The organism is Ferrovibrio terrae (genome assembly GCF_943372915.1).
GTDB classification, from domain to species: Bacteria; Pseudomonadota; Alphaproteobacteria; order Ferrovibrionales; family Ferrovibrionaceae; genus Ferrovibrio; species Ferrovibrio terrae_A.
In genome coordinates this window covers 23,125-48,505 of sequence record NZ_CALSAN010000011.1, presented here as the reverse complement: position 1 = coordinate 48,505, position 25,381 = coordinate 23,125, and the positions used below count along the sequence as shown (strand labels likewise).

Below are 25,381 nucleotides of genomic sequence, written 5' to 3'. Positions count from 1 at the left end.
CGATATGGCCGTGCTATCCGCCACCCGCAAGCACTGCAGACAGGCCAAAACCGCCTTTTCCACAGCTATTGCGCCGCGACTCCGGCCTGTCCACAGGTTAGTGCAGACCAGCCCCGAGCGGTTGGAAAGCCGGGGGGCGGGTGCTAGGGTCCGGCCCCGATATTTCCGTCCTGCCAAGCGAAGTGCCGTGACCGATCAGACCCCTGCCCAGACCGCGCCCGATACCTCCGGAGAGCGCGCCAACCGCGAAGCCAAGCTGCAGCAGCTGCGCCAGCTCGGCCTGGATCCCTATCTGGCGCCAAAATTCCCCAAATCGCACAAGAATGCCGCGGTGCATGAGGCCTTTGCCCATCTGCAGCCCGATGAGCGCGCCGCGGAAACCGTGGCCGTGGCCGGCCGCGTGATGGCGATCCGCAACAGCGGCATGTTCATCGACCTGGTCGACGACACCGTGAAGCTGCAGGTCTACACCGGCAAGGAAGACGTGCAGGGCCGCTTCGCCCCTGTCATGAAGGCGCTTGATCTGGGCGACATCATCGGCGTGCGCGGTCCGGTCCGCCGCACCAAGCGCGGTGAGATCACGGTGGATACGGCAGAGATCGTCGTGCTGGCCAAGGCGCTGGAGCCGCCGCCGGAAAAATGGCACGGCCTGAAGAATGTCGAACAGCGCTATCGCCATCGCGAATATGACCTGATCGGCAACGAGGAAAGCCGCACCACGCTGCGGGCCCGTTTCCGTGTCATCCAGGCCGTGCGCCAGTTCCTCAACGGTGAAGGCTTCCTGGAAGTCGAGACGCCGATGCTGCACAGCATCCCCGGCGGCGCTATCGCCCGGCCGTTCCAGACCCATCACAACGCGCTGGATATCCCGCTGTACATGCGCATCGCACCCGAGCTGCATCTCAAGCGCCTGGTGATCGGCGGCCTCAGCGAAAAAGTATTCGAGATCAACCGCTGCTTCCGCAATGAAGGCATCTCGCCGCGCCATAATCCCGAATTCACCACCATGGAACTCTATCAGGCCTATGCCGATTACGAGGACATGATGGATATCGCCGAGCGCACCATCGCACAGGCGGCGATCACCGCCACCGGCAGCACCAAGGTGAAGTTCGGCGAGCAGGAAATCGATTTCACCCCGCCGTTCCGCCGCGCCACCATGCTTGGCCTGATCGAGGAGCATGGCAAGGTGAAGCTGGAGGGCCTGGACGACGCTGCTGCGCGCCAAGCCGCCAAGCAGGCCGGCGTCGCCGTCGCGCCGGGCGCCAGTTGGGGCAAGGTAGTGGAAGCCTGTTTCGAGCATTTCGTCGAACCGAATCTGATCCAGCCGACCCATGTGGTGGCACTGCCCAAGGCGATCTCGCCGCTGGCCAAGGCCAATCATGCCAATCCCGCCATCGCTGAACGCTTTGAGACTTTCTGCAACACCTGGGAAATCGCCAACGCGTTTTCCGAGCTGGCCGATCCGCAGGAGCAGCGCGCCCGCTTCGAGGACCAGCAGAGCCAGCGCGATGGCGGTGACGACGAGGCCCATCGCATTGACGAGGATTTCCTCAAGGCCCAGTCGGCCGGCATGATGCCCATGGGTGGCCTCGGCATCGGCATCGACCGTATCGTGATGCTGCTGACCAACTCGCCGACCATCCGCGAAGTGATCGCCTTCCCCACCCTGCGCCCCCGTTCCGATGAACCGGGCGGCGCCGGCGACGCTGCGGACGAGTGATGCTGTTCACCACCCTTCCGGTGCTCGCATTCCCGGTGATCGACCCGGTCATCATCGAGATCGGGCCGTTCGCCATCCGCTGGTATGCGATGGCCTATATCGTCGGCCTCGTGCTGGGCTGGCGTATGGCCATGCGCATTGCCGGTCGCCCTGGCAGCACGGTGACGCCGATGCAGGTCGACGGCTTCCTGCTGTGGGCCACGCTCGGCGTCGTGCTGGGTGGGCGGCTGGGCTATGTGCTGTTCTACAATATCGGCTACTACCTGCAGCATCCGCTGGAGGCGCTTGCCGTGTGGCAGGGCGGCATGTCTTTCCACGGCGGCATGCTGGGTGTCATCTTCGCCATGCTGGCCTATTGCCGGCTCAGCGGCATCCGCTTTCTCGCCTTCACCGATGTGATCGCCTGCGTCACCCCGATCGGGCTGTTCTTCGGCCGCATCGCCAATTTCATCAATGCCGAATTGTGGGGCCGCGCCGCGCCGGACTTTGCGTTTGCCATGGTGTTTCCGCATAGCGATGGCGTGCCGCGCCATCCCAGCCAGCTGTACCAGGCCTTCATGGAAGGCATCGTGCTGTTCCTGCTGCTCAACCTGCTGCGCTGGAATACCCGCGCGATCCACCAGCCTGGTACGCTGTCGGGTGTATTCCTGATCGGCTACGGCATGGCGCGTATCATCGGCGAGCTGTTCCGCGAGCCCGATCGGCAGATCGGCTATCTGATCGGTGGCACCACGATGGGGCAGTGGCTGTCACTGCCGATGGTGGTGTTCGGCCTGGGAGTGGTGTGGTGGTCGCGCCGGCAAAAAGCGGCGTAAGCGCCGCGCCGCTGCTCGATATCCTGCGCCGACGGATCGCGGCGGAGGGCCCGATCACGGTCGCCGCCTATATGGCCGATTGCCTGCTGCATCCAGAGCACGGCTACTACCGCAGCCAGGAAGCCATCGGCCTGCACGGCGATTTCATCACCGCACCGGAAATCAGTCAGATGTTCGGCGAGCTGCTTGGTCTGTGGGCGGCCGACTGCTGGCAAAGCCTGGGCGGCCCAGACAAATGCTATCTGGTTGAACTGGGGCCTGGTCGCGGTACGCTGATGCGCGATGCGCTGCGCGCCACCCGCGCCCTGCCGCAGTTCCGCGCCGCACTCACGCCGGTGATGATCGAGGCTTCTACGCGATTGCGTGGACTGCAGGAAGCGGCACTGGCTCACGAGGGCGCCATCTGGCATGAGCAGATTGCTGCGATCCCGAAGGATGCGCCGCTGCTGCTGCTTGCCAATGAATTCCTCGATGCCCTGCCGGTACGCCAGTTCCAGCGCGGCGATGACGGGGCCTGGCATGAACGCTGCGTCGGCCTGGACGAAGCGACCAACGAGTTGCGCTTCCTGCTCGATCCACGCGCCCTGCCCTTCGACGACCTGCTGCCGCAGATCCTGCGCGATTCACCGCCGGGCTCCATCGTGGAATCCAGTCCGCCGGTGCGCGCGGTTGCCGTCGAGATCGCCGCACGCCTCAAACAGCAGGGCGGGGCGGCGCTGTTCATCGATTATGGCTATGCCAGTGCCGGCGTGGGCGAAACACTCCAGGCTGTATGGCGCCACACCTATGCCGATCCGCTGCAGAATCCCGGACTTGCCGACCTGACTGCCCATGTCGATTTCGGCTCGTTTGCACTGGCGGCAAAACGCGCCGGCGCCGCTGTGCATGGCCCGGTCGGCCAGGGCGTGTTTCTCGAGCGGCTGGGCATCGCCGCGCGGGCAGCGAAGCTGAAGCAGAGCAACGCCACCCAGGCCGGCGATCTCGACCAGGCCTTGCGGCGGTTGACCGCCCCGGAGGCGATGGGCACCCTGTTCAAGGCTCTGGCCCTGACCCCGCCGGAGTCGCCGAAACCCGCAGGCTTTGCATGACCGTTCATGTCGCACGTCCTGAAACTGGACCGATCGCGCCCGTCACCGCGGCCGGCCTTGCCGGCCTGCCGCATGGCTTTTTCACCCGGCGCGGCGGCGTGTCGAACGGCCTCTATGCGCAGCTGAACTGCGGACCCGGATCGTCCGACGACCCGGCCGCCGTACAGGAGAATCGCCGCCGGGTGGCAGCGGTGCTGGGTGCACCCCATGGCCTGGTATCGCTCTATCAGGTGCATGGCCGCGAGGTCGTCACCGTGGCAGAGGACTACGACATCACGCAGCGCCCGAAGGCCGATGGCCTGGTGACGCGCCGGCGCGGCATTGCGCTGGGCATTCTGTCGGCCGACTGCGCGCCGGTGCTGTTTGCCGATGCGGCAGCCGGCGTGATCGGTGCCTGCCATGCCGGCTGGCGCGGTGCGCTGGCGGGGGTGACCGACGCCACCATCACGGCCATGGAAGCCCTCGGGGCCCGACCGGCACAGATCCGGGCCGCCATCGGGCCCTGCATCGGCCAGGTTTCCTATGAGGTCAGCGCCCCGTTCCGGGATGAATTCCTCGCTGCCGATGCTGGCAATGCAGCCTTTTTCGCCATCGGCCGGCGCGATGGCCATTGGCAGTTCGATCTGCCGGGCTATCTGTTGCAGCGGCTGCAGCGCAGCGGTATTGCAGCCGAGAATCTTGCACTGGATACCTGCAGCGATCCGGACCGTTTCTTCAGCTATCGTCGCATGACCCTGGCGAAGGAAACCGATTACGGCCGGCAGGTTTCGGCCATCGCCCTGCCGCTGTAGGCCATGCCGCACCTGTTCCTGTTACTCGTCTTTGCGATTCTCTGTCTGATGGTGAGCTGTGTTTTCGGTTAAGCGTTTCCCTCTCCTGATCCTGGCTGCCGCCATCATCGCGGCCTGTCAGCCGTTGCCGCAGCCCTTCCAGGCCGACAGCCGCATCAAGGCCAGCGACACCCTGATCCGTCCGATCGGCGAAGCCAGCCTTTTCATCCCGCCGGTGGGCGGTCTGCCCGATGGCGCCGATGCGGCGCTGGCCGAGGCGCTGGCCAAGGCCCTGAACGCCAAGGACGTGCCGGCAAGTGCCAGTGGCCGCAACCGACTGACCACGCTGCTCAGCGTCCGCCTGGAACCACGCGGCAGCAGCACCGCCTGGCGCTGGGACCAGCGCCTGCCCGACGGCACGGTGCAGGCCGGTGACAGCAGCACGGTAGCGGTAGCGCCCGCCTTGCTGGCGGCCGGAGATGCCGCCGCCCTGAAGCAGGCCGCTATTGCCATGGCCGAGGCGATCGCCGCCCGGCTGAATGAATCCGCCATCGAAACCGTCCAGATCGACACCACGCCGGCCAAGCTGGCGGTCAGGGAATGCGAAGGTGCGCCCGGGGATGGCAACCGGTCCCTGCGCCAGGCGATGCGCGAAATCCTCATCCTGGGGGGCAAAAACCCGCTGCCCGACACGGCCGGCGCCGATTTCGTGATCGGCTGTGTGGTCAAGGTCTGGCAGGACAGCCCCGATTCCGAACGGGTGACCATCGAATGGGTGCTGCTGGCCGCCGATGGCAGCCGTCTGGGCGACGTCAAGCAGGCCAATCGCATCCCCCGTGGCCAACTCGCCCGGGCCTGGGGCACCACCGCCCATATCATCGCCCAGGGCGGCTGGCAGGGACTCAGCGAGATCCTTGAGAGCCGGTCGCGTGCCAGACCCGCGGTTCGACCCGCAAAATCCTGAATTTATTAGATTTTTCGCGGTTTACAGGGGGCACCCCGGCGGCTATAGTCCGCGCGGTTTTTCTCCCCCTGTCCGGCGCATCCACAGAGCTCAGTCCATGAAGGTTTTGGCGGGTAATTCCAATCGTCCGCTGGCGGAAGCCATTGCGGCTTATCTGTCGGTGCCGCTCGCCAAAGCCAGCGTGCGTCGCTTCTCCGATATGGAAGTTTTCGTGGAAATCCATGAGAACGTCCGTGGCGAAGATGTGTTCGTGATCCAGTCGACTTCCTACCCGGCAAACGATCACCTGATGGAACTGCTGGTCTGCATCGATGCGCTCAAGCGCTCGTCGGCCCGCCGCATCACCGCCGTGCTGCCCTATTTCGGCTATGCCCGCCAGGATCGCAAACCGGGTCCGCGCACGCCGATCTCGGCCAAGCTGGTCGCCAACCTGATCACGGCCGCCGGTGCCAACCGCGTGCTGACGCTGGACCTGCATGCCGGCCAGATCCAGGGCTTCTTCGATATCCCGACCGACAACCTGATGGGCGGCCCGGTGCTGACCGCCGACATCAAGCAGCAGCTGCAGGGTGATGACCTCATGGTGGTCTCGCCCGACGTCGGCGGCGTGGTGCGCGCGCGCAACATTGCCAAGCGTCTGGATGCCGATCTCGCCATCGTCGACAAGCGACGCGAAAAGGCTGGCGTGTCGGAGGTGATGAATATCATCGGTGACGTTGAAGGCCGCCGCTGCATCCTCGTCGACGACATCGTCGATTCCGCCGGCACGCTGTGCAACGCCGCCGAGGCGCTGAAGAAGCATGGCGCCAAATCCGTTTATGCCTATGTGACCCATGGCGTGCTGTCGGGCGGCGCGGTCGCCCGCGTAACCGCCAGCCAGCTGGAAGGCCTGGTGATCACCGACTCGATTCTGGCAACCGAAGCGGTCCGCCTGGCGCGCAATATCCGCCAGGTGTCGATTGCCCCGCTGGTTGGCGAAGCCATGCGCCGCATCAGCGAGGAGGCTTCGGTCTCCAGCCTGTTCGATTAAGTTTCAAAGTTTCGGCGCGCGGCACCCCTGGAGGCCGGCGTCGGAAACGGACCCGACATGGTGTTGGGGCCGTATCCAAGCAAGGAGCGCATCATGCGTGAAGTAACCACCATCGCCGCTGAGGCGAGGTCGAGGGCCGGCAAGGGGACCGCCCGTGCAACGCGACTGAAGGGTCGTGTGCCGGGGGTCATCTATGGCGAAAAGCAGACCCCGGAACTGATTTCGGTTGAGAGTCGCGAACTGCTGAAGGAGATGCACAAGGGTAACTTCTTCTCGCGTCTGTTTACTGTTGCTGTCGGCAGCAAGACCGAGCGCGTTCTGGCGCGCGACGTGCAGCTCGACCCGGTCACCGACCGGCCGATCCACGTCGACTTCCAGCGTATCGGCAAGGACTCGAAGGTCCGCATCTTCATTCCGATGCACTTCAAGGACCAGGACCAGTCGCCCGGCATCAAGAAGGGCGGCGTGCTGAATATCGTGCGCCACGAAGTCGAATTCTTCGTCCAGCCCGACAACATCCCCGAGAGCCTGACGATCAGCCTGGCTGGCATGGATATCGGTCATTCGATCCATATCTCTGCCTTCACGCTGCCGGAAGGCATCAAGGCCGTGATCCAGGATCGTGACTTCACCGTTGCGACCATCGCAGCCCCGACCAAGGAAGAAGAAGCCGCACCGAAGGCCGAAGCTGCTGCCGCCGCTCCGGCCGCTGCGGCTGGCGCCAAGGCTGCCGCTCCGGCGGCGGGTGCCAAGGCGGCTCCGGCCGCTGCGGCCAAGCCGGCTGCCAAGAAGTAAACCCTGCTGCAGGCGGCGCATCGCTGGTGCGCCGCCTGTCACTGCCGCCCCTCCTCTTCTCACTGCCGGACGCTGAAACGCCATGCTGCTTCTCGTCGGACTGGGCAACCCGGGCAGCGAGCATAAGCGGCAGCGGCATAATGTCGGCTTCATGGCCATCGATGCCATCGCCGACCGCCACAATTTCCAGCCGTTCAAGAAGCGCTTCCACGGCGAAATCGCCGAGGGTGTCCTGGATGGCATCAAGACCCTGCTGCTCAAGCCGCTGACCTATATGAACCTGTCAGGCAAGTCGGTTGGCGAAGCGGCGCATTTCTACAAGCTGCCGCCGGCCCAGGTGGTGGTGGTGCATGACGAACTGGATCTGGCCGCCGGCAAGATCCGCATCAAGACCGGTGGCGGCAATGCCGGCCATAACGGGCTGCGTTCGGTCGATGCCGCCATCGGGCCGAACTATCGGCGCCTGCGCATCGGCATCGGGCATCCCGGCAAGGACCGTGTGCTTGGCTATGTGCTGCAGAATTTCGCCAGCGACGAACATGACTGGCTCGATCCCCTGCTGGCGGCCATGGCGGCCGAGGCAGGCTTTCTGGCCCGCGATGACGACGCCGGCTTCATGACCAAAGTGGCGCTGGTGCTCCAGCCGCCGAAACCGACCAAACCGAAGGACGCGTAACATGGGTTTCAAATGCGGCATTGTCGGCCTGCCCAATGTCGGCAAGTCGACGCTGTTCAATGCGCTGACGCAGACCGCCGCCGCGCAGGCAGCCAACTATCCCTTCTGCACCATCGAGCCGAATACAGGCCTGGTCGGCGTGCCGGATGAACGGCTCGACGTGCTGGCCAAGATCGCCGGCTCACAGAAGATCATTCCGACCCAGCTCACCTTCGTCGATATCGCCGGCCTGGTGCGCGGCGCCTCGAAGGGTGAAGGCCTGGGCAACCAGTTCCTCGCCCATATCCGCGAGGTGGATGCGATCTGCCATGTGCTGCGCTGCTTTGAGGATGGCGATATCACCCATGTGGAAGGCAAGGTCGATCCGATTGCCGATGCCGAGACGGTCGAAACCGAGCTGATGCTGTCTGACCTCGAAAGCCTGGAGCGCCGCGCCGAACAGACGGCAAAGCGCGCCAAACAGGGCAATGAGGAAGAAAAAGCCCGGTTGGCCGTAATGGAAAAGGTGCTGGTGGCGCTGCGCGAAGGCAAGCCGGCCCGTACCGTGGTGCCGACCGAGGACGAGAAAAAGCTCTATACCGAGCTGATGCTGATCACCGCCAAGCCGGTGCTATATGTCTGCAATGTCGAAGAGGCTTCTGCCGCCGAAGGCAATGCCTTCTCCGAACGGGTGAAGGCCAAAGCCGCCGCCGAGGGCGCCGCCATGGTGGTAATTTCCGCCGCCATTGAGTCCGAAGTGGCCCAGCTCGACAGCGACGAGGAGAAAGCCGCCTTCCTCGCCGATCTCGGCCTCAAGGAAACCGGCCTGACCCGGGTCATCCGCGCCGGCTACGGGCTGCTGGGCCTGCTCACCTTCTTCACCGTTGGACCCAAGGAAGCCCGCGCCTGGACCGTGCGCAAGGGCGCCAAGGCCCCTGAATCGGCCGGCGTCATCCATACCGATTTCGAGAAGGGCTTCATTCGCGCCGAAACCATCGCCTATGCCGACTATGTCGCCGGCAAGGGTGAGGCCGGCGCGCGCGACGCCGGAAAATTGCGTCTGGAAGGCAAGGACTACATCGTGCAGGATGGCGATGTGATGCATTTCCGGTTCAATACCTAAGAGCGGCTATGAAATATCTGGAAGACTTCATCGTCGGACAGGTCGTGGACTATCCGCCCCGCACGGTGAGCGAAGAAGAGATCATCGCCTTCGCGCGGGACTACGATCCGCAGCCCTTCCATCTCGACAAGGAGGCCGCCAAGCAGTCGCTGTTTGGCGGCCTTTGTGCGTCCGGCTGGCATACGGCAGGCCTGATGATGCGCATCCTGGTCGACAACATGATCGGCCAGTCTGCCAGCATGGGGTCGCCCGGCGTCGACCAGCTGCGCTGGGTCAAGCCGGTTTTCCCCGGCGACACGCTGCATCTGCGTGGTGAAGTGGTGGAGGCACGGGTCTCGCAATCCAAACCGGATCGCGGCGTCATCACCTCGCGCTACGAGATGCGCAATCAGAAGGGCGAAACCGTGCTGACCATGCAGGCCAAGGGCATGTATGCCCGCCGGCCGGCGTGACCGGAGCCATCATGCAGTATTACGAGGATATCGAGATCGGTGCGGTGCGCGACTTCGGCAGCCGCACATTCACCGAAGAAGCGATCATCGCCTTTGCCCGACAGTTCGATCCACAGCCCTTCCATATCGACCCGGAAGCCGCCCGCAAGACTGCATTCGGCGGTCTGATCGCCTCTGGCTGGCACACGGCTGCAGTCGTGATGCGCCTGCTGGTCGATTCCGCCATCGATCTGGAGGCCAGCCTGGGCTCGCCCGGCTTCGACGATCTTGCCTGGCTGAAGCCGGTGCGGCCCGGCGACACCATTCGCGGCCGCATGACCTGCATCGACAAGACACCATCGCGCAGCCGGCCCGGCATCGGCTCGGCCCGCTTCATGGTGGAAGCCATCAACCAGAATGACGAGCTGGTGATGCGCTTCACCAGCATCGGCATCATGCGTTTCCGCAATCCTGCCCAGACCTGAAGCCAAGACCCGAGGAGTCCATCATGGGTGCCATGACCAGCCTGACCGCCGCCGACGGCCATCGCCTTGCCGCCTATATCGCCGAACCGAAGGGCACGCCCAAGGGCGGCGTCGTGGTGATCCAGGAGATCTTTGGCGTCAACGGCCATATCAAGGCGGTTGCCGATGGCTATGCCGCCGATGGCTACTATGTCGTGGCGCCCGCCCTGTTTGATCGCGTGCAGGCCAATGTCGATCTTGGCTACAGCGCCGATGACGTGGCTGCCGGTCGCGAGATTCGCGGCAAGATGGTCTGGGATACCGTGATGCAGGACGTGACCGTGGCCTTTGCCGCTGCCGCCCGCGCCGGCCGCGTCGGCACCGTGGGTTACTGCTATGGCGGCGGCGTCACCTGGAAGATGGCGACCAGCCTGCCCGGCCTGGCCGCCTCAGTGGGTTATTACGGCGGCCCGTGGAGCGAATTGAAGGACGAGACGCCGAAGGCACCCTGCTTGCTGCATTTCGGCGCCCTGGACAAGATGATCCCGACCAGCCTGGCCGATGAGCTGAAGGCCAAGCACCCCTTCATCACCACGCATATCTACGATGCTGATCATGGCTTCAACTGCGACCAGCGCGCGACCTATAACGCTACCGCCGCCGTGACAGCGCGACGCAGAACGCTAGCCTTCTTCGAGGCCCTGCTCTGATCGTTTTTTAGGCGCGGCTGGAAAATTCCAGGAAGCAGCCATGGGCCGCCGAGGCTGGTACCAGCACGGTGCCGTCCAGGCTGCGCGCATGCTCGACGCCGGCCGCCCTGAAATACGCCGCGGCCGCTTCCGTGTTGTGAACGCGGAAGCGCAGGCCGGCCACGTAGGGCGCCGGCCGCGACGGATGGGCGAGATCGGGGAACAGGGTGTCGAGATCGTCAGGGGTGACGAACAGGATCGTCTCGCCACCGCTGCGCACCGCCAGCATGCGATCGGTGCGAACGGTATTGCCGGCGCCGACCAGTTTTTCGTAAGCCAGCTCCAATGCCACCGGATTATCGGTCACCACGATCACCGTGCTGATCTGCTCGGCCCCATTGGGATGCACCAACCATTCCGGCTTACGCAGCAGTTCCGGCGTCAGATGCTGGCAGAGGAACATGGACAGCTGCGGTGTCGCCTCGGGTGGCAGATGCACCAGGCTGAAAGCCGGCAGCACGGTGCCCTCGGGCAGTTCCAGTTCGCGCTTCAGATCCTGCGGTGCGGACGGGTTCAGTCCCGAAGCCTTAAGCTCGGCAACCGCCGTGGCGGCATCGTCGATCCCCAGCACCACCTTGTGCACGCCCTCACCCTTGAGCCTGAGCGTGTCTTCCAGTCCGGCGGTATAGCCGCCCGGCTCGGCGATCCCGAGCAGTTCGTGATAGGTGCGCGGGAACATGATGCAATAGTTGCCGGTGGCCCAGCCGATATGGCGGCCGCGCGGTGTGATCGTGAAGCCGAGCCTGCGGTAGGTTTCGCGCGCCGCTTCAAGATCCGTCGTTGCCAGAACCGTATGGTCGAGCCCGGTAATCCGATGTGCCACTGCTCTGCTCCGACGGGCTCAGTGCCCGTCAAACTCGCAAAGCGACAACACCTGCACGCCCAGCGCCTCAAGCCGCTTGCGCCCGCCCAGTTCCGGCAGGTCGACGATGAAGGAACAGCCGACCACATTGCCTTTATGGGCGCGGATCAGCTTGATTGCCGCTTCGGCAGTGCCGCCGGTGGCGATCAGGTCATCAACGATCAGGATATTCTCATTCGGCTGGATGGCGTCGATGTGGATTTCCATCGAGTCCGTGCCGTATTCCAGCTGGTATTCCTGCGACATGGTCTTCCACGGCAGCTTGCCGCGCTTGCGCACCGGTACGAAGCCGATGGAGAGCTGATGCGCGATGGCGCCGCCCAGGATGAAGCCGCGTGCCTCGATGCCCACCACCTTGTCGATGCGGGTGCCAGCCAGCGGCTGCACCATTTCGTCGACCGTCTTGCGGAAGCCGCGTGCGTCCTGCAGCAGCGTGGTGATGTCGCGGAACATGATTCCCGGCTTCGGATAGTCGGGGATGGCGCGGATCTTTTCCTTGATACCCTGCATGGCAGGTCTGTCCTTTATCTTTAGGCTCTAAACATGCGGCCGGCGACCGCATCGAGTTTCTTCTTCATCTTCGGATCGCGCTTTTCCGGCGCGGTGATCAGTGCCGTGTCCAGCACGCGATCACAGCCCTGCGGGCAAAGCTCGGGACGATGACGCAGATGCGGCACCGCCTTGGCGACCAGGCTCTGGCCTTTTTCAGCATTGTCGAGCAGCACGCGGATCACCGCGGCAACATCGACATGATCATGGTCGGGGTGCCAGCAGTCGTAGTCGGTGACCATGGCAACCGAAGCGTAGCAAAGCTCAGCCTCGCGGGCGAGCTTGGCCTCAGGCGCATTGGTCATGCCGATCACGTCGCACCCCCAGCTCTTGTAGAGGAAGCTTTCCGCCTGGGTGGAGAATTGCGGACCTTCCATGCAGAGATACGTACCGCCGCGCTGCACAGTGATGCCGGCATCCTTCGCTGCCGCTTCCAGCGCATCGCCCAGGCGATGGCAGACCGGATGACCGGCGGAAACATGCGCAACAAGCCCGGTACCGAAGAAACTCTTCTGTCGCATGAAGGTGCGGTCGATAAACTGGTCAACGATCACGAAAGTGCCCGGCGCCAGATGCTCCTTGAACGAGCCGCAGGCCGAGACGGAGATCACGTCATGGCAGCCGACGCGTTTCAGGGCATCGATATTGGCGCGATAGTTCACTTCCGACGGCGAATGGACATGGCCGCGACCATGGCGCGGCAGGAAGACCAGTTCGGCACCATCCAGCGTACCGAACAGCAGTTCGTCGGAGGGATCGCCCCAGGGGGTCGAAACCTTGCGCCATTTGGTGTTCTTCAGCCCGGCCATGCCGTAGATGCCGCTGCCGCCCAGCACGCCGATGCGCACCGGATCGCCTGGCTTGGCGACATGCGGCTTGGGGATGCCTGCCCTGGCCGTGGCCGGGCGAGTCGTCTTAGCCGGCTGGCGCTTGGTAGCGATCTTCTTCACGGTCTTTTTGACGGCCTTCTTTACAGGCGTCTTCACAGCCTTCTTCGCCGCTTTTTTCTTCGCTTTTGCCATGAATGATGTCCCCCGGACTCGGGCCGAATGCCGCGCGACTTAAGCAAACCCCCTGTAGCAGTGCAACAAAAAAGGCCGCCCGGACGGCGGCCTTTTCCGTGTCTCGATCAGCTCAAGCCTAGTGCAGCTTGGCCCAGATGCGCTTCTTGGCCATGAAGAACAGGCCGGTCAGCACGACCAGGAAGATCATCACCTTGAAGCCCATGCGCTTGCGCTCTTCCAGCTTCGGTTCGGCGGTCCACATCAGGAAGGCCGAAACGTCATGCGCCATCTGTTCGACCGTTGCCTTGGTGCCGTCGGCATAGGTCACCTGGTCCGCATTCAACGGCTGCGGCATGGCGATCTGGTTGCCCGGGAAATAGGCGTTGTAATGCAGGCCTTCGCCCAGGGCGAAGCCGGCCGGGGCAGCGGTATAGCCGGTCAGCAGGGCCTTGAGGTAATCCGGGCCGTTCACGCGCGCCTTGGCGATCAGCGACAGGTCGAGCGGATACGCGCCGCCGTTCGAGGCCCGCGCCGCCTTCTCGTTGGCGAAGGGCGACGGGAACTTGTCGGACGGCAGGGCCGCGCGCTTGAACATATCGCCCGCATCGTTCGGGCCGTCGGTCACCTCGAAGGTGGCCGCCAGCGCCTTCACTTCGGCCGCAGTGAAGCCCGGGCCGCCCGGATCGGCGAGGTTGCGGAACGCCACATACTTCATGGCGTGGCAGGCCGCGCAGACTTCCTTGTAGACCTGATAGCCGCGCTGCAGCTCGGCACGGTCAAAGGTGCCGAAGGGGCCGTTGAAGCTCCACTTCTGCGCCGGCGGCGTTGCGGTATCGCCCGCAGCCAGGGCCGGGGCGGCAAAGCCAATCACCACCGCGGCAAGGATCGTACGCATCATTGTCGTCTTCATGGTCCGATCCCCCTTACGCCTTGCTGCCGGCAGCGCCGGGCTCGGTCTTGAGCACAGCCTCACTGATTGAGGCAGGCAGCTTCAGCGGCTTCTCGAACCAGCCGACCAGCGGCATCAGGATCAGGAAATGCGCGAAGTAATACACCGTGCAGACCCGGCCGATCACCAGGGCCAGGCCCTCCGGCGGCAGGCCGCCGGCATAGGTCAGGCCGACGCAGGCGAGCAGGAAGACCCAGAACAGCTGCTTGTAGATCGGGCGGAACTTGGCCGACCGCACCTTGCTGGTATCCAGCCAGGGCAGCAGGAACAGGATCAGGATGGCGCCGAACATCAGCAGCACGCCGCCCAGCTTGTCGGGCACCGAGCGCAGGATCGCGTAGAACGGCAGGAAATACCATTCCGGCACGATATGCTCCGGCGTCACCAGCGGGTTGGCCGGAATGTAGTTATCCGGATGGCCCAGGAAGTTCGGGGCGTAGAACAGGAAGAAGCTGAAGAAGATGAGGAAGGCGCCGACGCCGACTGCATCCTTGATGGTGTAGTAGGGATGGAACGGGATGCGGTCCTGCGGGCCCTTGGTATCGATACCCAGCGGGTTATTCGAGCCATGCTGGTGCAGGGCGAGAATATGCAGGATGACGATGCCGACGATCACGAACGGCAGCAGGTAGTGCAGCGAGAAGAAGCGGTTGAGCGTCGGGTTGTCGACGGCGAAGCCGCCCCACAGCCAGGTCACGATCGGCTCGCCGACCACCGGAATGGCCGAGAACAGGTTGGTGATCACGGTGGCACCCCAGAAGCTCATCTGGCCCCAGGGAAGCACGTAGCCCATGAACGCGGTGGCCATCATCAGCAGGAAGATGATGAGGCCGAGGAACCACAGGATTTCGCGCGGCGCCTTGTAGGAACCGAAATACAGGCCGCGGAAGATATGGATGTAGACCACGATGAAGAACATCGAGGCGCCGTTGGCATGCATGTAGCGCAGCAGCCAGCCGTAATTCACGTCGCGCATAATGTGCTCGACCGCATCGAAGGCCATCGAGGTATGCGGGGTGTAATGCATCACCAGCACGATGCCGGTGATGATCTGGATCACCAGGCAGAGGCCGGCCAGCGAGCCGAAGTTCCACCAGTAGTTCAGGTTCTTCGGCGTCGGATACTGGGAACCGACCATATGGTCGAGCGTGGAGAAGACCGGCAGGCGGTATTCGATCCACTTGACGAGCGGGTTGCTCATGAAACCGGAATTGTTGTCAGCCATGGGTGCTGGTCCTTAGCCTTAGCCGATACGGATGCGGGTATCGTTGAGGAAGGCGTATTCCGGAACCGGAAGATTCGCCGGCGCAGGGCCTTTGCGGATGCGGCCCGAGGTGTCGTAGTGCGAGCCGTGGCAGGGGCAGAACCAGCCGCCGAACTCACCCTTCTGGCCGAGCGGCACGCAGCCAAGATGGGTGCACACGCCCATCATCACCAGCCATTCCGGCTTCTTCACGCGATCGGCATCCTTGGCCGGATCCGGCAGCGTCGCGGCGTCGTCCTTCTGCGCCTGCTCGATCTCGGCGGCCGTACGATGGCGCACGAAGACCGGCTTGCCGCGCCATAGGATGGTGACGCTCTGGCCCGCGGCGATCTGGCTCAGATCGACTTCGGTGCTCGACAGCGCCAGCACATCGGCCGACGGGTTCATCTGATGAATGAACGGCCATACCGCCGCCGCCGCTCCCACCGCGGCGAAGGCACCGGCGGCGACGACGATAAAGTCGCGCCGGGTCGGCTCGGTCGTACCGGCCGGTTGGGTCGCTGTCCCTGCCATAGATCCCTCGAAGATAATAAGACTTGGAAACGTGTCGCGATATTTCTCACTATATGTTGGCGAAGTCCAGCACTTAGCCCGACGGATGCGACAGGTTGCCGCAGGGGTCTTGTCCTTGGAATCACCTCGGGAAACCGCGAAAAAAATGCCCCTCTTGCCCCCTGCCCGGTAACCCGATTCAGAACCCCCATTGGAAGGCCATGCGGCTCGCGCTTTTTGAACCTGACATCCCGCCGAACCTGGGCACGATTCTGCGCCTGGGCGCCTGCCTGGAAACGCCGGTCCATGTGATCGAGCCCTGTGGTTTCCCCTTCTCGGTGCAGGCCGTGCGCCGCAGCGCCATGGATTATCTCGAGCATGCCGAGATCCACCGGCACTTAAGCTGGGAGCATTTTCTGGCCGAACGGCCAGTCGGCCGCCTGGTGCTGATGACCACCCGCGCCGCCGTTCCCTATACGGAGTTCCGTTTCGCCCCCGACGACATCCTGCTGTTCGGCCGCGAGAGCAAAGGCGCGCCGGATTACGTCCATGCCGCCGCCGATGCGCGGCTGCTGATCCCGATCCGGCCCGGCCTGCGCTCGATCAATGTCGCCACCGCCGCCGCCATCGTCCTTGGCGAAGGCCTGCGACAATGCGATGCCTTTCCACGCAGCGCCGCTGCCGCGCCGCCGGCGCAATAAGGAGTACAGCCCCATGAGTGACGCCGTCATCGCCCAACGTCAGGCCCAGGCCCAGCACTGGTTTGAAACGCTGCGCGACCGAATCTGCGCCGCCTTCGAGACCCTGGAAGATGATCTGAACGGCCAGCTGCGCGACCGCCCCCCCGGCCGCTTCGAACGCACCCCCTGGGAACGGCCCGGTGGCGGCGGCGGCGTCATGAGCGTAATGCGCGGCCGGGTGTTCGAGAAGGTCGGCGTGAACATCTCGACCGTGCATGGCGAATTCAGCGAGGAATTCCGCAAGCAGATCCCCGGCGCCGCGGCCGATGGCCGGTTCTGGGCCTCAGGCATCTCCCTGGTGGCGCATCTGCAGTCGCCCAAGGTGCCGGCGGTGCATATGAACACCCGCTTCATCGTCACCAGCAAGGCCTGGTTCGGCGGCGGCGCCGACCTGACCCCCATGGTTGCCGATGAAACCGACACCGCCGCCTTCCATGCGGCGCTGAAGGGTGCCTGCGACCGTTTCGATCCGGGCTACTACCCGCGTTTCAAGCAATGGTGCGATGAGTATTTCCATCTGCCGCATCGCAACGAGCCGCGCGGCGTCGGCGGCATCTTCTACGATCAGCTCGACAGCGGCGATTGGGAACGCGATTTCGAATTCACCAAAGCGGTCGGCGAATCGTTCCTCGAATCATATCCAAAAATCGCCCGCAAACACCTCGATGAGGCATGGTCGGAGGCCGAAAGAGAGCATCAACTGGTCCGTCGTGGACGCTATGTCGAGTTCAATTTGCTCTACGATCGCGGCACAACTTTCGGCCTGAAAACCGGTGGCAACACGGAAGCAATTCTGATGTCGATGCCGCCGAGCGTGAAATGGCCGTGATTAAAAAACACCAGATTTCATGCGGCTTTTTTGCATGTTGTAATACTCGCAAGTCATCGCACGCGTTTTACTTGAGCGATGCTTTTTCGTTCGTGCCGCGTGCACGATTCCGATATCGGATTGGGAATGCGCTTAACCATTTTTTAAGCGCGCGCAAGATTTAGTGGTTAATACTGCAGCGTTGTGCTACAGATATACGTGTTCGGGAAACATTTCCCGAAAACTTCGTTGCGGTGAAAACCGCACTCTAATCCATGGAGGAGAAACTCATGGCTGCGAAGAAAAAGGCCGCTAAGAAGAAGGTGGCGAAGAAGGCTGTGAAGGCTAAGAAGGCCCCGAAGGCCAAGAAGAAGGCTGCCAAGAAGAAGGCCGCCAAGAAGAAGTAAAGTTAGAGTTTTAGTATGTGGTCTTGAGCTCCACGTCGGCGACCGGGTTTACGGCGCCGACGTGGAGCTCAAGCTCTTTTAGGGCTGTAGTAATTCCGTGCTGACTACAGTCCCATCCCTGCCCAGGCAGGCCGCGTCGGAATCAAAATAAAATAAAATCAAATATTTAGCGCGTTAACCCTCGTCTTCCGGGGTCAGACGCACGCGATCGCCCAGGCGCTGCAGGCAGGCCTCGCGATTGGGGCGGAATCCTTCATCCGCCCACCAGGATTCCAATTCGTTGAGCAGGGCACTGACCGTCGGACCGGGGGCGAAACCGGCGGCCAGGATGTCGGCACCCCGCAATGGAAAGACCGGGCGCTGCCAGGTCGTGCTGGCAATCGACCGGGCCACGGCAAGGTCGCCATCGACCTGCTGACGGCTCGCCGCCAGCAGGATGCCATCGCGGCACCGCTCTGCCCCCAGGCGATAGAGCATCAGCCGAAACGCCGATTCGTCTTGCAGCATCGCCGCATCGATCGGCGGCAGCGACAGCAGGCCCTCGAGGCGCAGACGCTGTGCGTTCGACAGGCGCAGACGATCGCCCATCGCCATGCCGGCCGCGCTATCGCCCGCAAGCAGGAGGGCCAGGCGCGGCCAGACCTCGGGCTCGGCCTGGCTGCCGGCGGCGACAGCCGTCTGTAGGGTAATCAGCCGTCCGAGGGTCGCCGCGTCGAAGCGCGCTTCAGGCAACACGGCGGCCAGCACGCCGCTCTGCTGCATCAGCAGCAGCGCATCGGCGGCATTGGGCAGGCCCAGGATTTTCAGCAGCTCGTCGCGAATCCGCTCCCCCGACAGGCGGTCCAGCCGGTCGGCCGCCGCGGCGCAGGCGGCCAGCGACGCAGCATCCGGCGCGCCCCGCCCAAAGCGCGCATGGAAACGGAAAAACCGCAGCACCCGCAGGTAATCCTCGGCCACGCGGGCAGCCGGATCGCCGATGAACCGCACCAGGCCGGCCGCAAGATCGGCGCGGCCATCGGTATAGTCGTACAGCCGGCCATCGGCATCGGCGTAGAGCGCGTTGATGGTGAAATCGCGCCGCGCGGCATCCTCGGCCCAGTCGGTACCGAAGGCCACGGTGGCATGGCGACCGTCGGTGGCGACATCGCGGCGCAGGGTGGTGACCTGGAAGGTGGCCGGAGGCACCACGGCGGTGACGGTGCCATGGTCGATGCCGGTGGGAACGGCTTTCAGCTTCGCCTTTTGCAGCCGCCGGATCACAACCTCGGGCGTTTCCGGGGTGGCGAGATCGATATCGGCAGGCCGCAGGCCCAGGATGGCGTCGCGCACACAGCCGCCGACAAAACGCACCGGCGCGCCGCCGGCACCCAGCGCCGCCAACAGGCTGCGGGTCGGCGCCGCCGTCATCCAGTCGACGGGCGGAATCGAGTCCGGCAGAGTCACGGCCGCCGCCTCACTGGCCGATCCGGCCCGGCACAATGCGACCGTCTTCAAACCGCGCCGGCGCGTAATCGCCGGTCTGTCCACCGAAGACCAGATCGTAGCCCAGGAAGCTGAGTGTCATGAGCACCAGGCCGATGGCGGCCAGCCAGAACCAGGGCGTCGCCTCCGGGCCGTCCTTGCCGCTGCGCTTCACATGCCAGATGTAGAGGCCATAGAGCAGGAACGGCAGGATCAGCGGCAGCAGATGAACAATCAGGCGGCTCATGCGTCAGGCCCCTTCGCCAGCAGGTCGTGCAGGTTGCGCAGCATGCCCGCCGTGGCACCCCAGATGTAATAGTCGCGGTAGGGCATCGCCCACCACTGCCGTTCGACGCCGTTGAATACGCCTTTGTGCCGCTGGTGATTGCGCGGATCCATCAGGAAGCCGAACGGCACCTCGAACACCTCGGCCACCTCATGCTGGGCCAGGCTGAGGGCAAAGCCCGGTCGCACCAGGCCGACCACCGGCACAACGGCAAAACCGGTGCCGGTGACATAGGCATCCAGGGCGCCCAGCACGCTGATATGGCTGCGGTCCAGCCCGATCTCTTCCTCGGTCTCGCGCAGCGCCGTGGCGATCACATCGGGATCCTCGGCATCGACACGGCCGCCGGGAAAGCTGATCTGGCCGGCATGGTTGGACAGATGCGCGGTGCGCTTGGTCAGGATCACCCGTTCGCCGTCTTCATAGGCCACCACCGGCACCAGCACGGCAGCCGGATTGAGCGGCCCAGCCCGCAGCGGCGTAAAGCCCGGGTTGAGCTGGAAGTCGCCTTTCGCCGCCAGCGTGAAGTCGCGCGGGATCGCATCGAAGCTCGGCACCGGCTGCAGATGGGTGCGCAAACGCTCGACGGCAGGCGTGCTGTCGATAATTAACGGCACGGCAGCATTCACGGCATTTCCCCTAACGCAAAAAAGTTGCCGGCGCTCTGCACGCCCAGCATGGTCTTGCCATCGACAACGCGCTCCTCCGCCATCTCGACCAGCTGATAATAGACCGGACGCGCGATCAGCGCTTCCAGCCGGTCTCGCACTAACACATAGGGCGATGGCTCGCCGGTCTGCGGATTCACCGCGATGCGCAGCGGATGCTCGGCATCCAGCGGCACGATGTCATCCACATTGGTGCGAAACGCGATCAGGCGTGCATCACCCTCATCGGCAACCGTCGCCTCGACGGCAACGAAGGGCGCGTCATCGACTCGGATGGCGCATTTCTCCACCGGCGTCACCAGAACGTAGCTGTCATCCGGCTCCCGCCGCAGGATGCTGGCGAATAACTTGACCATGGCCGGTCGCGGAATCGGCGAACCCATATAGTGCCAGCTCCCGTTCCGGGCGATCCGCATATCGATCTGCCCGCAAAATGGCGGGTTCCACAGATGTACCGGCGGTTTTTTACGCAATCCATCCTCGCCACCGAACCGGGCGATCACTTCCTTGAGACTGGGGCCTTTTGGCGGGGTAGCGGACATATAAGGCATCTGGGCTTTCGTTTCGCTTCTACTATATACTCATTCCCATGCACAATTTGAGCGATACCGCCGAACATATCCTCCCAGAGATCGAACGGGTCGGCGGCCGTCTCGTAACCGCCCGCGATGCGGTCGGCCGGGTGATCTTCGGTCAGGGCGATGTGGTGGAGGAAACTCTCATCACTTTACTGGCCGGCGGCCATGCCCTGCTGGTCGGCGTGCCGGGTCTCGCCAAGACCAAACTGGTCGAGACACTGGCCAAGGTGCTCGGCCTCGATGCCCGCCGCGTGCAGTTCACCCCCGACCTCATGCCGGCCGATATCGTCGGCTCCGAGGTGCTGGAGGAAAGCGAAACCGGGCGGCGCTCGTTCCGCTTCATTCCCGGCCCGGTCTTCTGCCAACTGCTGATGGCCGATGAAATCAACCGCGCCAGCCCGCGCACGCAATCCGCACTGCTGCAGGCCATGCAGGAGCGTCAGGTGTCGGTGGCGGGCCAGCGCCACGAACTGCCTGCACCCTTCCATGTGCTGGCGACGCAGAATCCGCTGGAGCAGGAAGGCACCTATCCGCTGCCGGAAGCCCAGCTCGACCGCTTCCTGCTGCAGATCGATGTGCGCTATCCCGACCGCGAGGCCGAGCGCCGCATGCTGTTCGCCACCACCGGCGCGGCGGAAGAATCGATCCCCACCGTGCTGAATGCCGCCGACCTGATGGCCGCCCAGCGCCTGGTCCGCCGTATCCCGGTGGGCGAGAGCGTGGTGGAAGCCATCCTCAACCTGGTCCGCGCCGGCCGCCCGGAGGAAACCGACATTCCCGGTCTGGCCGAGCTGGTGGCCTGGGGTCCCGGCCCCCGCGCCAGCCAGGCCCTGATGCTGGCCGTGCGCGCCCGTGCCCTGCTGCAGGGCCGCCTCGCACCCTCTATTGAAGACGTGCTGGCGCTCGCCGGCCCGATCCTGCGGCATCGCATGGCCCTCACCTTCGCCGCCCGCGCCGAAGGCGTCACCGTTTCCGACGTCATCGCAAAGCTGACCGCTCCCTTGCGATGACAGCGGCCGCAGCGGCTGGAACAACCGCTAACGCCCGGCGCCAGCGCGCCGAACACTTTGCCGCATTCCTGCCACCGCTGCTGGTGGCCGCTGAACGCGTCGCCGCGACCGTGGAGCAGGGCGTGCATGGCCGCCGCCGCGTCGGTCCCGGCGATGCCTTCTGGCAGTTCCGCCGCTACAGCCAGGGCGATGCCCTGACCCGTATCGACTGGCGCCAGACCGCCAAGCGCCAGGTCGCCTTCATCCGCGAAAACGAATGGGAAGCTGCCGAAAGCGTGTGGCTGTGGCGCGATCCCTCGCCCTCCATGCGCTGGAAATCCAACCTCGGCATGGAACAGAAGGACGAGCGCGGCGATCTGCTGCTGCTGGCACTCGCCAGCCTGCTGCTGCGCGGCGGCGAGCGGGTCGCCCTGCTCGGTCATCCGCAGCGGCCGGCCTCGGGCCGCATGGTGATGGAACGCATCGCCGAGCGCCTGATCCGCTCGCGTTTTGAGACCGCTGAGGCCAGTCTGCCGCCACAGCAGGTGCTGCCCCGCTATGCCCATGTCGTGCTGATGGGCGATTTCCTGTATCCGGTGCCGGAAATCGCCGCGCGGCTGCGCCAGTATGCCGATATGGGCGTGAAGGGCACGCTGCTGCGTCTGGTCGACCCGGCCGAGGAAGACTTCCCCTACAAGGGCCGCACCCGCTTCCTCGGGCTGGAAGGCGAAGACCCGCTGCTGGCGCCGCGTGCCGAAACCATGGCCGATGAATGGCGCAGCACCTTTGCGGCGCACCAGCATGAACTGGCCGAGGTCTGCGGCCGGTTGGGGTGGCGCCACATCAAACACCGCACCGACCGGCCGGCGCAGACGGCGCTGCTGACGCTGTATCAATCCCTGCAGGGTGAACGTGCCCTGCCAGCGGGGCGCTGAGCATGCTGTCGCTTGGCGCACTGGCTTTCGCCACGCCCTGGGCGCTCGCCGCCCTGGCCAGCCTGCCGGTGCTGTGGTGGCTGCTGCGCATCACGCCGCCACAGCCCAAACTGGTGACCTTCCCGCCGCTGCGCCTGCTGCTCCTGTTGCGCCCCAAGGAGGAAACCCCGGCCCATACGCCGCTCTGGCTGCTGCTGCTGCGCCTGCTGATTGCCGCCCTGGCGATCCTGGCCCTGGCCGAACCGATCCTCAATCCGCAGGCCGTGCAGCGCGATGGCGAAGCGCTGGTGCTGGTGATCGACGATGGCTGGACCGCGGCGCCGCGCTGGCGTGAAAAGATCGCCCGCGCCGATGCGCTGCTGGAAAGCGCCGAACGCGACGGTCGCCCGGCCCTGCTGATCACCACTGCCGCGCCGGCCAATGGCGAGGCGATGCAGCCGAGCCAGTTGATGCCGGCCGGCGACCTGCGGCCGCTGATCGCAACCCTGCAGCCCAAGGCCTGGGCCAGCGACCGTGCCGCCCTGGTGCAGGCCCTGCAGCAGGCGCGGCTGCCCGACAGTGCCGATGTGGTCTGGCTGAGCGACAGCCTGCGCGACGACGAGTCCGGCGAAGGCACCTACACTCTGGCCGAATGGCTGCTGCGCCTGGGTCCGGTCAGTGTTATCACCGCGCCCGACGATGTGGCGCTCGCCCTGTTGCCGCCGGTGACCACCGCGCAGGGCGACAACATCATCGTGCGGCGCAGCGGCAATGCAACCGGCGACCAGACCGTGACGCTGCGTGCCGTCACCGATCAGGGCCGCGTGCTGGCGCGCGACTCCCTCAGCTTCAGCGGCCGCGCCGAAACCGCCAGCCACAAGCTCGATCTGCCGAGCGAATTGCGCAACCAGCTCTCGCGCCTCGAGATCGAGGAACAGCCCAGCGCTGGCAGCGTGCAGTTGCTGGATGACCGCTGGCGTCGCCGCCCGGTCGGCCTGGTCACCGGCGGCGCGGTCGAGACCCGCCAGCCGCTGCTGGGCGACCTGTTCTATCTGGAGCGCGCGCTGACCCCTTATGCCGAGCTGCGATCCGCGCCGGTTGGTGAACTGCTGCAGCGTGAGATCGCCGTGGTGGTGCTGGCCGATGTGGCCCAGGTGGTGGCTAGCGAAACCCGTCAGCTGGAACAGTGGATCGACAAAGGCGGCGTGCTGCTGCGTTTTGCCGGTCCGCGCATGGCCGAGGCCACCGATGCCCTGCTGCCGGTCAAATTGCGCCAGGGCGCACGCCAGCTGGGCGGTGCACTGTCCTGGTCGCAGCCGCAGCGGCTGGGCGCCACGCCGGAAACCAGCCCCTTCTATGGCCTCGCCGGCAGCAACGAGGTGAGCGTCAGCCGCCAGGTGCTGGCCGAACCGGAAGCGCAACTGGGCGACAAGACCTGGCTGCGGCTGGAAGACGGCACGCCGCTGGTCACCGCCACCCAGCGCGGCAAGGGCTGGCTGATCCTGGTGCACACCACCGCCAATACATTGTGGTCTGATCTGGCACTGAGCGGGTTCTATGTGGAAATGCTGCGCAAGGTGATCGATCTGTCCCAGGGCATTACCGGAACCGGCGAAGCGGCTGATACGCCGCTGCCGCCGCTGAGCGTGCTGGACGGTTTCGGCCGCGCGGTCGAACCCGGCCCGGCCGTGCAGCCGATTGCGCCGCGCAGCCTGGCCTCGACCAAACCCAATCCGCGCCATCCGCCGGGCTGGTATGGCCGCCTCGACAGCCGGCAGGCGCTCAACACCGCCAATGCCGAAACTAAATTGCTGCCGGTCACCAACTGGCCGTCGGCTGTGACCCAGCTGCGCCTGGATGCCACCTCGCGCGAGATGCATCTGCTGCCCTGGCTGCTCGGCGCCGCCCTGTTGCTGTTCCTGGCCGACTGGCTGATCGGCCTGGGCCTGCGCGGCCTGCTGCCGGCGCGGCTGTCTGGCTGGCGCAAACCGGCGACGACCATGCTGGCCATGGCCCTGCTGCTGGCCTCTGGCGTTGTTGAGGCCCAGCCACGCCGCAATACCAATCCGCTGTCGGCGAATGACGAGTTCGCGCTGAAGGCCTCGCTCGACCTGCGGCTGGCCTATGTGGTCACCGGCCAGGCCGATGTCGACCAACTCAGCCGCGCCGGCCTCTATGGCCTGACTGAAGTACTGTTCCGTCGCACCTCCATTGAGGCTGCCGAACCGATCGGCGTCAATCTGGAAGCCGACGACATTTCTCTGGTGCCGTTCCTCTATTGGCCGATCACGCCGCAGCAACCGCAGCTGTCGGATGCGGCGCTGCGTCGCCTCGACCTGTTCATGAAGACCGGCGGCATGATCCTGTTCGACACCCGCGACCAGGCCATGGGCCTGAGCGGCACGGCGGCCAGCCCGAACACCGACAAGCTGCGCCAGCTGCTGGCCCGGCTCGATATTCCGCCGCTGATGCCGGTGCCCGACGACCATGTGCTGACCAAGGCGTTTTATCTGCTGCAGGATTTCCCTGGCCGCTATAGCGGTGGCACGCTGTGGGTCGAACGCAATCCGGGTGGCGACAAGGATGGCGTCACGTCCATCGTGATCGGCAGCCATGATTTCGCCGCCGCCTGGGCGATCGATGCCAATGGCCGGCCACTGGCCGTCACCGTGCCGAACGTGCCGCGCCAGCGCGAATATGCCTATCGCTTCGGCGTGAACCTGCTGATCTACACGCTGACCGGCAATTACAAGGCCGACCAGGTGCATGTGCCCGCCCTGCTCGAAAGGCTGGGTAACTGACC

Annotated in this window: 27 protein-coding genes; 17 read left to right on the top strand and 10 right to left on the bottom strand. The window is 64.7% G+C overall.

Going from position 1 to position 25,381, the window contains the following annotated elements:
- Window positions 1-187 precede the first annotated feature (187 nt).
- The 12 genes from lysS to AAG821_RS09700 all read left to right on the top strand — a co-directional run bounded on the left by lysS (window position 188) and on the right by AAG821_RS09700 (window position 10,568).
- A complete protein-coding gene (gene lysS, locus AAG821_RS09755) occupies window positions 188-1,723 on the top strand; it encodes a lysine--tRNA ligase (protein ID WP_341915402.1) in 1,536 nt (511 codons plus the stop codon).
- Window positions 1,723-2,538 (top strand): prolipoprotein diacylglyceryl transferase, encoded by an 816-nt coding sequence (gene lgt, locus AAG821_RS09750; RefSeq protein ID WP_341915403.1) that lies wholly within the window; start codon window positions 1,723-1,725, stop codon window positions 2,536-2,538. Before lysS ends, lgt begins: the two co-directional genes overlap by 1 nt.
- The gene (locus AAG821_RS09745; RefSeq protein ID WP_341915404.1) at window positions 2,511-3,626 is read left to right on the top strand and encodes an SAM-dependent methyltransferase; all 1,116 of its coding nucleotides are present in this window, start codon (window positions 2,511-2,513) and stop codon (window positions 3,624-3,626) included. Before lgt ends, AAG821_RS09745 begins: the two co-directional genes overlap by 28 nt.
- Entirely contained in the window at window positions 3,623-4,417 is a 795-nt protein-coding gene (gene pgeF / locus AAG821_RS09740) for a peptidoglycan editing factor PgeF (protein WP_341915405.1), read from the top strand. Before AAG821_RS09745 ends, pgeF begins: the two co-directional genes overlap by 4 nt.
- 58 nt (window positions 4,418-4,475) lie before the next feature.
- Window positions 4,476-5,360 (top strand): hypothetical protein, encoded by an 885-nt coding sequence (locus tag AAG821_RS09735; protein ID WP_341915407.1) that lies wholly within the window; start codon window positions 4,476-4,478, stop codon window positions 5,358-5,360.
- A gap of 97 nt (window positions 5,361-5,457) precedes the next feature.
- The gene (locus tag AAG821_RS09730; RefSeq protein WP_341894201.1) at window positions 5,458-6,390 is read left to right on the top strand and encodes a ribose-phosphate pyrophosphokinase; all 933 of its coding nucleotides are present in this window, start codon (window positions 5,458-5,460) and stop codon (window positions 6,388-6,390) included.
- A 93-nt stretch (window positions 6,391-6,483) separates the two neighbouring features.
- On the top strand, window positions 6,484-7,185 hold the full coding sequence (locus AAG821_RS09725) for a 50S ribosomal protein L25/general stress protein Ctc (RefSeq protein WP_341894202.1): 702 nt from the start codon (window positions 6,484-6,486) through the stop codon (window positions 7,183-7,185).
- A gap of 82 nt (window positions 7,186-7,267) precedes the next feature.
- Window positions 7,268-7,861, top strand: a complete 594-nt coding sequence (pth, locus tag AAG821_RS09720) for an aminoacyl-tRNA hydrolase (protein ID WP_341915097.1) — start codon at window positions 7,268-7,270, stop codon at window positions 7,859-7,861.
- A 1-nt stretch (window position 7,862) separates the two neighbouring features.
- A complete protein-coding gene (gene ychF / locus AAG821_RS09715; RefSeq protein ID WP_341915098.1) occupies window positions 7,863-8,963 on the top strand; it encodes a redox-regulated ATPase YchF in 1,101 nt (366 codons plus the stop codon).
- 8 nt (window positions 8,964-8,971) lie between these two features.
- Window positions 8,972-9,415 carry a MaoC family dehydratase gene (locus tag AAG821_RS09710; protein ID WP_341915100.1) on the top strand — a complete coding sequence of 148 codons (444 nt, stop codon included), beginning with the start codon at window positions 8,972-8,974 and terminating at the stop codon, window positions 9,413-9,415.
- A gap of 11 nt (window positions 9,416-9,426) precedes the next feature.
- On the top strand, window positions 9,427-9,879 hold the full coding sequence (locus AAG821_RS09705) for a MaoC family dehydratase (RefSeq protein WP_341915102.1): 453 nt from the start codon (window positions 9,427-9,429) through the stop codon (window positions 9,877-9,879).
- 23 nt (window positions 9,880-9,902) lie between these two features.
- Window positions 9,903-10,568: a dienelactone hydrolase family protein gene (locus AAG821_RS09700; RefSeq protein ID WP_341915103.1), complete on the top strand. Its 666-nt coding sequence runs from the start codon at window positions 9,903-9,905 to the stop codon at window positions 10,566-10,568.
- Between the two features lie 7 nt (window positions 10,569-10,575).
- On the opposite strand, the gene AAG821_RS09695 is transcribed toward AAG821_RS09700, so the two are convergent.
- From AAG821_RS09695 to petA, 6 genes are all read right to left on the bottom strand, one after another.
- Window positions 10,576-11,430, bottom strand: coding sequence for a VOC family protein (locus tag AAG821_RS09695; protein ID WP_341915105.1), 855 nt, complete (start codon window positions 11,428-11,430; stop codon window positions 10,576-10,578).
- 18 nt (window positions 11,431-11,448) lie between these two features.
- Entirely contained in the window at window positions 11,449-11,979 is a 531-nt protein-coding gene (locus AAG821_RS09690) for an adenine phosphoribosyltransferase (RefSeq protein ID WP_341915107.1), read from the bottom strand.
- Between the two features lie 20 nt (window positions 11,980-11,999).
- On the bottom strand, window positions 12,000-13,040 hold the full coding sequence (locus AAG821_RS09685; RefSeq protein WP_341915109.1) for an S-methyl-5'-thioadenosine phosphorylase: 1,041 nt from the start codon (window positions 13,038-13,040) through the stop codon (window positions 12,000-12,002).
- Window positions 13,041-13,158: 118 nt separating this feature from the next.
- Window positions 13,159-13,920 (bottom strand): cytochrome c1, encoded by a 762-nt coding sequence (locus tag AAG821_RS09680; RefSeq protein ID WP_341915111.1) that lies wholly within the window; start codon window positions 13,918-13,920, stop codon window positions 13,159-13,161.
- A 25-nt stretch (window positions 13,921-13,945) separates the two neighbouring features.
- A complete protein-coding gene (locus AAG821_RS09675) occupies window positions 13,946-15,196 on the bottom strand; it encodes a cytochrome b N-terminal domain-containing protein (protein ID WP_341915113.1) in 1,251 nt (416 codons plus the stop codon).
- A gap of 18 nt (window positions 15,197-15,214) precedes the next feature.
- The gene (gene petA / locus AAG821_RS09670; RefSeq protein ID WP_341915115.1) at window positions 15,215-15,748 is read right to left on the bottom strand and encodes a ubiquinol-cytochrome c reductase iron-sulfur subunit; all 534 of its coding nucleotides are present in this window, start codon (window positions 15,746-15,748) and stop codon (window positions 15,215-15,217) included.
- A 200-nt stretch (window positions 15,749-15,948) separates the two neighbouring features.
- Between petA and AAG821_RS09665 the strand changes: the two genes are divergently transcribed.
- Complete coding sequence (locus tag AAG821_RS09665) at window positions 15,949-16,428, top strand: tRNA (cytidine(34)-2'-O)-methyltransferase (protein WP_341915117.1); 480 nt, start codon at window positions 15,949-15,951, stop codon at window positions 16,426-16,428.
- A 13-nt stretch (window positions 16,429-16,441) separates the two neighbouring features.
- Window positions 16,442-17,296, top strand: a complete 855-nt coding sequence (gene hemF / locus AAG821_RS09660; protein ID WP_341915119.1) for an oxygen-dependent coproporphyrinogen oxidase — start codon at window positions 16,442-16,444, stop codon at window positions 17,294-17,296.
- A 560-nt stretch (window positions 17,297-17,856) separates the two neighbouring features.
- Here the strand turns inward: hemF and AAG821_RS09655 are convergent.
- Genes AAG821_RS09655 through AAG821_RS09640 form a run of 4 tightly spaced genes read right to left on the bottom strand, consistent with a single transcriptional unit; the run spans window position 17,857 to window position 20,639 of the window.
- A complete protein-coding gene (locus AAG821_RS09655) occupies window positions 17,857-19,125 on the bottom strand; it encodes a CCA tRNA nucleotidyltransferase (protein WP_341915120.1) in 1,269 nt (422 codons plus the stop codon).
- Window positions 19,126-19,135: 10 nt separating this feature from the next.
- A complete protein-coding gene (locus tag AAG821_RS09650) occupies window positions 19,136-19,390 on the bottom strand; it encodes a hypothetical protein (RefSeq protein WP_341915122.1) in 255 nt (84 codons plus the stop codon).
- Window positions 19,387-20,058 (bottom strand): CoA pyrophosphatase, encoded by a 672-nt coding sequence (locus AAG821_RS09645; RefSeq protein ID WP_341915124.1) that lies wholly within the window; start codon window positions 20,056-20,058, stop codon window positions 19,387-19,389. Before AAG821_RS09645 ends, AAG821_RS09650 begins: the two co-directional genes overlap by 4 nt.
- Complete coding sequence (locus AAG821_RS09640) at window positions 20,055-20,639, bottom strand: DUF1285 domain-containing protein (protein WP_341916257.1); 585 nt, start codon at window positions 20,637-20,639, stop codon at window positions 20,055-20,057. Before AAG821_RS09640 ends, AAG821_RS09645 begins: the two co-directional genes overlap by 4 nt.
- Window positions 20,640-20,686: 47 nt before the next feature.
- Here AAG821_RS09640 and AAG821_RS09635 point away from each other — a divergent pair, with 47 nt between their 5' ends.
- Genes AAG821_RS09635 through AAG821_RS09625 form a run of 3 tightly spaced genes read left to right on the top strand, consistent with a single transcriptional unit; the run spans window position 20,687 to window position 25,379 of the window.
- Entirely contained in the window at window positions 20,687-21,685 is a 999-nt protein-coding gene (locus AAG821_RS09635; protein WP_341915127.1) for a MoxR family ATPase, read from the top strand.
- A complete protein-coding gene (locus AAG821_RS09630; protein ID WP_341915129.1) occupies window positions 21,682-22,599 on the top strand; it encodes a DUF58 domain-containing protein in 918 nt (305 codons plus the stop codon). Before AAG821_RS09635 ends, AAG821_RS09630 begins: the two co-directional genes overlap by 4 nt.
- 2 nt (window positions 22,600-22,601) lie before the next feature.
- The gene (locus AAG821_RS09625; RefSeq protein WP_341915131.1) at window positions 22,602-25,379 is read left to right on the top strand and encodes a DUF4159 domain-containing protein; all 2,778 of its coding nucleotides are present in this window, start codon (window positions 22,602-22,604) and stop codon (window positions 25,377-25,379) included.
- The last annotated feature ends 2 nt before the right edge of the window (window positions 25,380-25,381 follow it).

Excerpts from the sequence above, each read along its gene's own strand:
- pth (WP_341915097.1), top strand. The coding sequence starts at position 7,268 with ATGCTGCTTCTCGTCGGACTGGGCAACCCGGGCAGCGAGCATAAGCGG.
- lgt (WP_341915403.1), top strand. The coding sequence starts at position 1,723 with ATGCTGTTCACCACCCTTCCGGTGCTCGCATTCCCGGTGATCGACCCG.
- AAG821_RS09680 (WP_341915111.1), bottom strand. The coding sequence starts at position 13,920 with ATGATGCGTACGATCCTTGCCGCGGTGGTGATTGGCTTTGCCGCCCCG.
- AAG821_RS09710 (WP_341915100.1), top strand. The coding sequence starts at position 8,972 with ATGAAATATCTGGAAGACTTCATCGTCGGACAGGTCGTGGACTATCCG.
- ychF (WP_341915098.1), top strand. The coding sequence starts at position 7,863 with ATGGGTTTCAAATGCGGCATTGTCGGCCTGCCCAATGTCGGCAAGTCG.
- AAG821_RS09640 (WP_341916257.1), bottom strand. The coding sequence starts at position 20,639 with ATGTCCGCTACCCCGCCAAAAGGCCCCAGTCTCAAGGAAGTGATCGCC.
- AAG821_RS09675 (WP_341915113.1), bottom strand. The coding sequence starts at position 15,196 with ATGGCTGACAACAATTCCGGTTTCATGAGCAACCCGCTCGTCAAGTGG.
- AAG821_RS09685 (WP_341915109.1), bottom strand. The coding sequence starts at position 13,040 with ATGGCAAAAGCGAAGAAAAAAGCGGCGAAGAAGGCTGTGAAGACGCCT.
- AAG821_RS09725 (WP_341894202.1), top strand. The coding sequence starts at position 6,484 with ATGCGTGAAGTAACCACCATCGCCGCTGAGGCGAGGTCGAGGGCCGGC.
- AAG821_RS09650 (WP_341915122.1), bottom strand. The coding sequence starts at position 19,390 with ATGAGCCGCCTGATTGTTCATCTGCTGCCGCTGATCCTGCCGTTCCTG.
- AAG821_RS09705 (WP_341915102.1), top strand. The coding sequence starts at position 9,427 with ATGCAGTATTACGAGGATATCGAGATCGGTGCGGTGCGCGACTTCGGC.
- AAG821_RS09690 (WP_341915107.1), bottom strand. The coding sequence starts at position 11,979 with ATGCAGGGTATCAAGGAAAAGATCCGCGCCATCCCCGACTATCCGAAG.
- AAG821_RS09625 (WP_341915131.1), top strand. The coding sequence starts at position 22,602 with ATGCTGTCGCTTGGCGCACTGGCTTTCGCCACGCCCTGGGCGCTCGCC.
- petA (WP_341915115.1), bottom strand. The coding sequence starts at position 15,748 with ATGGCAGGGACAGCGACCCAACCGGCCGGTACGACCGAGCCGACCCGG.
- AAG821_RS09630 (WP_341915129.1), top strand. The coding sequence starts at position 21,682 with ATGACAGCGGCCGCAGCGGCTGGAACAACCGCTAACGCCCGGCGCCAG.
- AAG821_RS09635 (WP_341915127.1), top strand. The coding sequence starts at position 20,687 with ATGCACAATTTGAGCGATACCGCCGAACATATCCTCCCAGAGATCGAA.
- AAG821_RS09730 (WP_341894201.1), top strand. The coding sequence starts at position 5,458 with ATGAAGGTTTTGGCGGGTAATTCCAATCGTCCGCTGGCGGAAGCCATT.
- AAG821_RS09700 (WP_341915103.1), top strand. The coding sequence starts at position 9,903 with ATGGGTGCCATGACCAGCCTGACCGCCGCCGACGGCCATCGCCTTGCC.
- AAG821_RS09665 (WP_341915117.1), top strand. The coding sequence starts at position 15,949 with ATGCGGCTCGCGCTTTTTGAACCTGACATCCCGCCGAACCTGGGCACG.
- pgeF (WP_341915405.1), top strand. The coding sequence starts at position 3,623 with ATGACCGTTCATGTCGCACGTCCTGAAACTGGACCGATCGCGCCCGTC.
- hemF (WP_341915119.1), top strand. The coding sequence starts at position 16,442 with ATGAGTGACGCCGTCATCGCCCAACGTCAGGCCCAGGCCCAGCACTGG.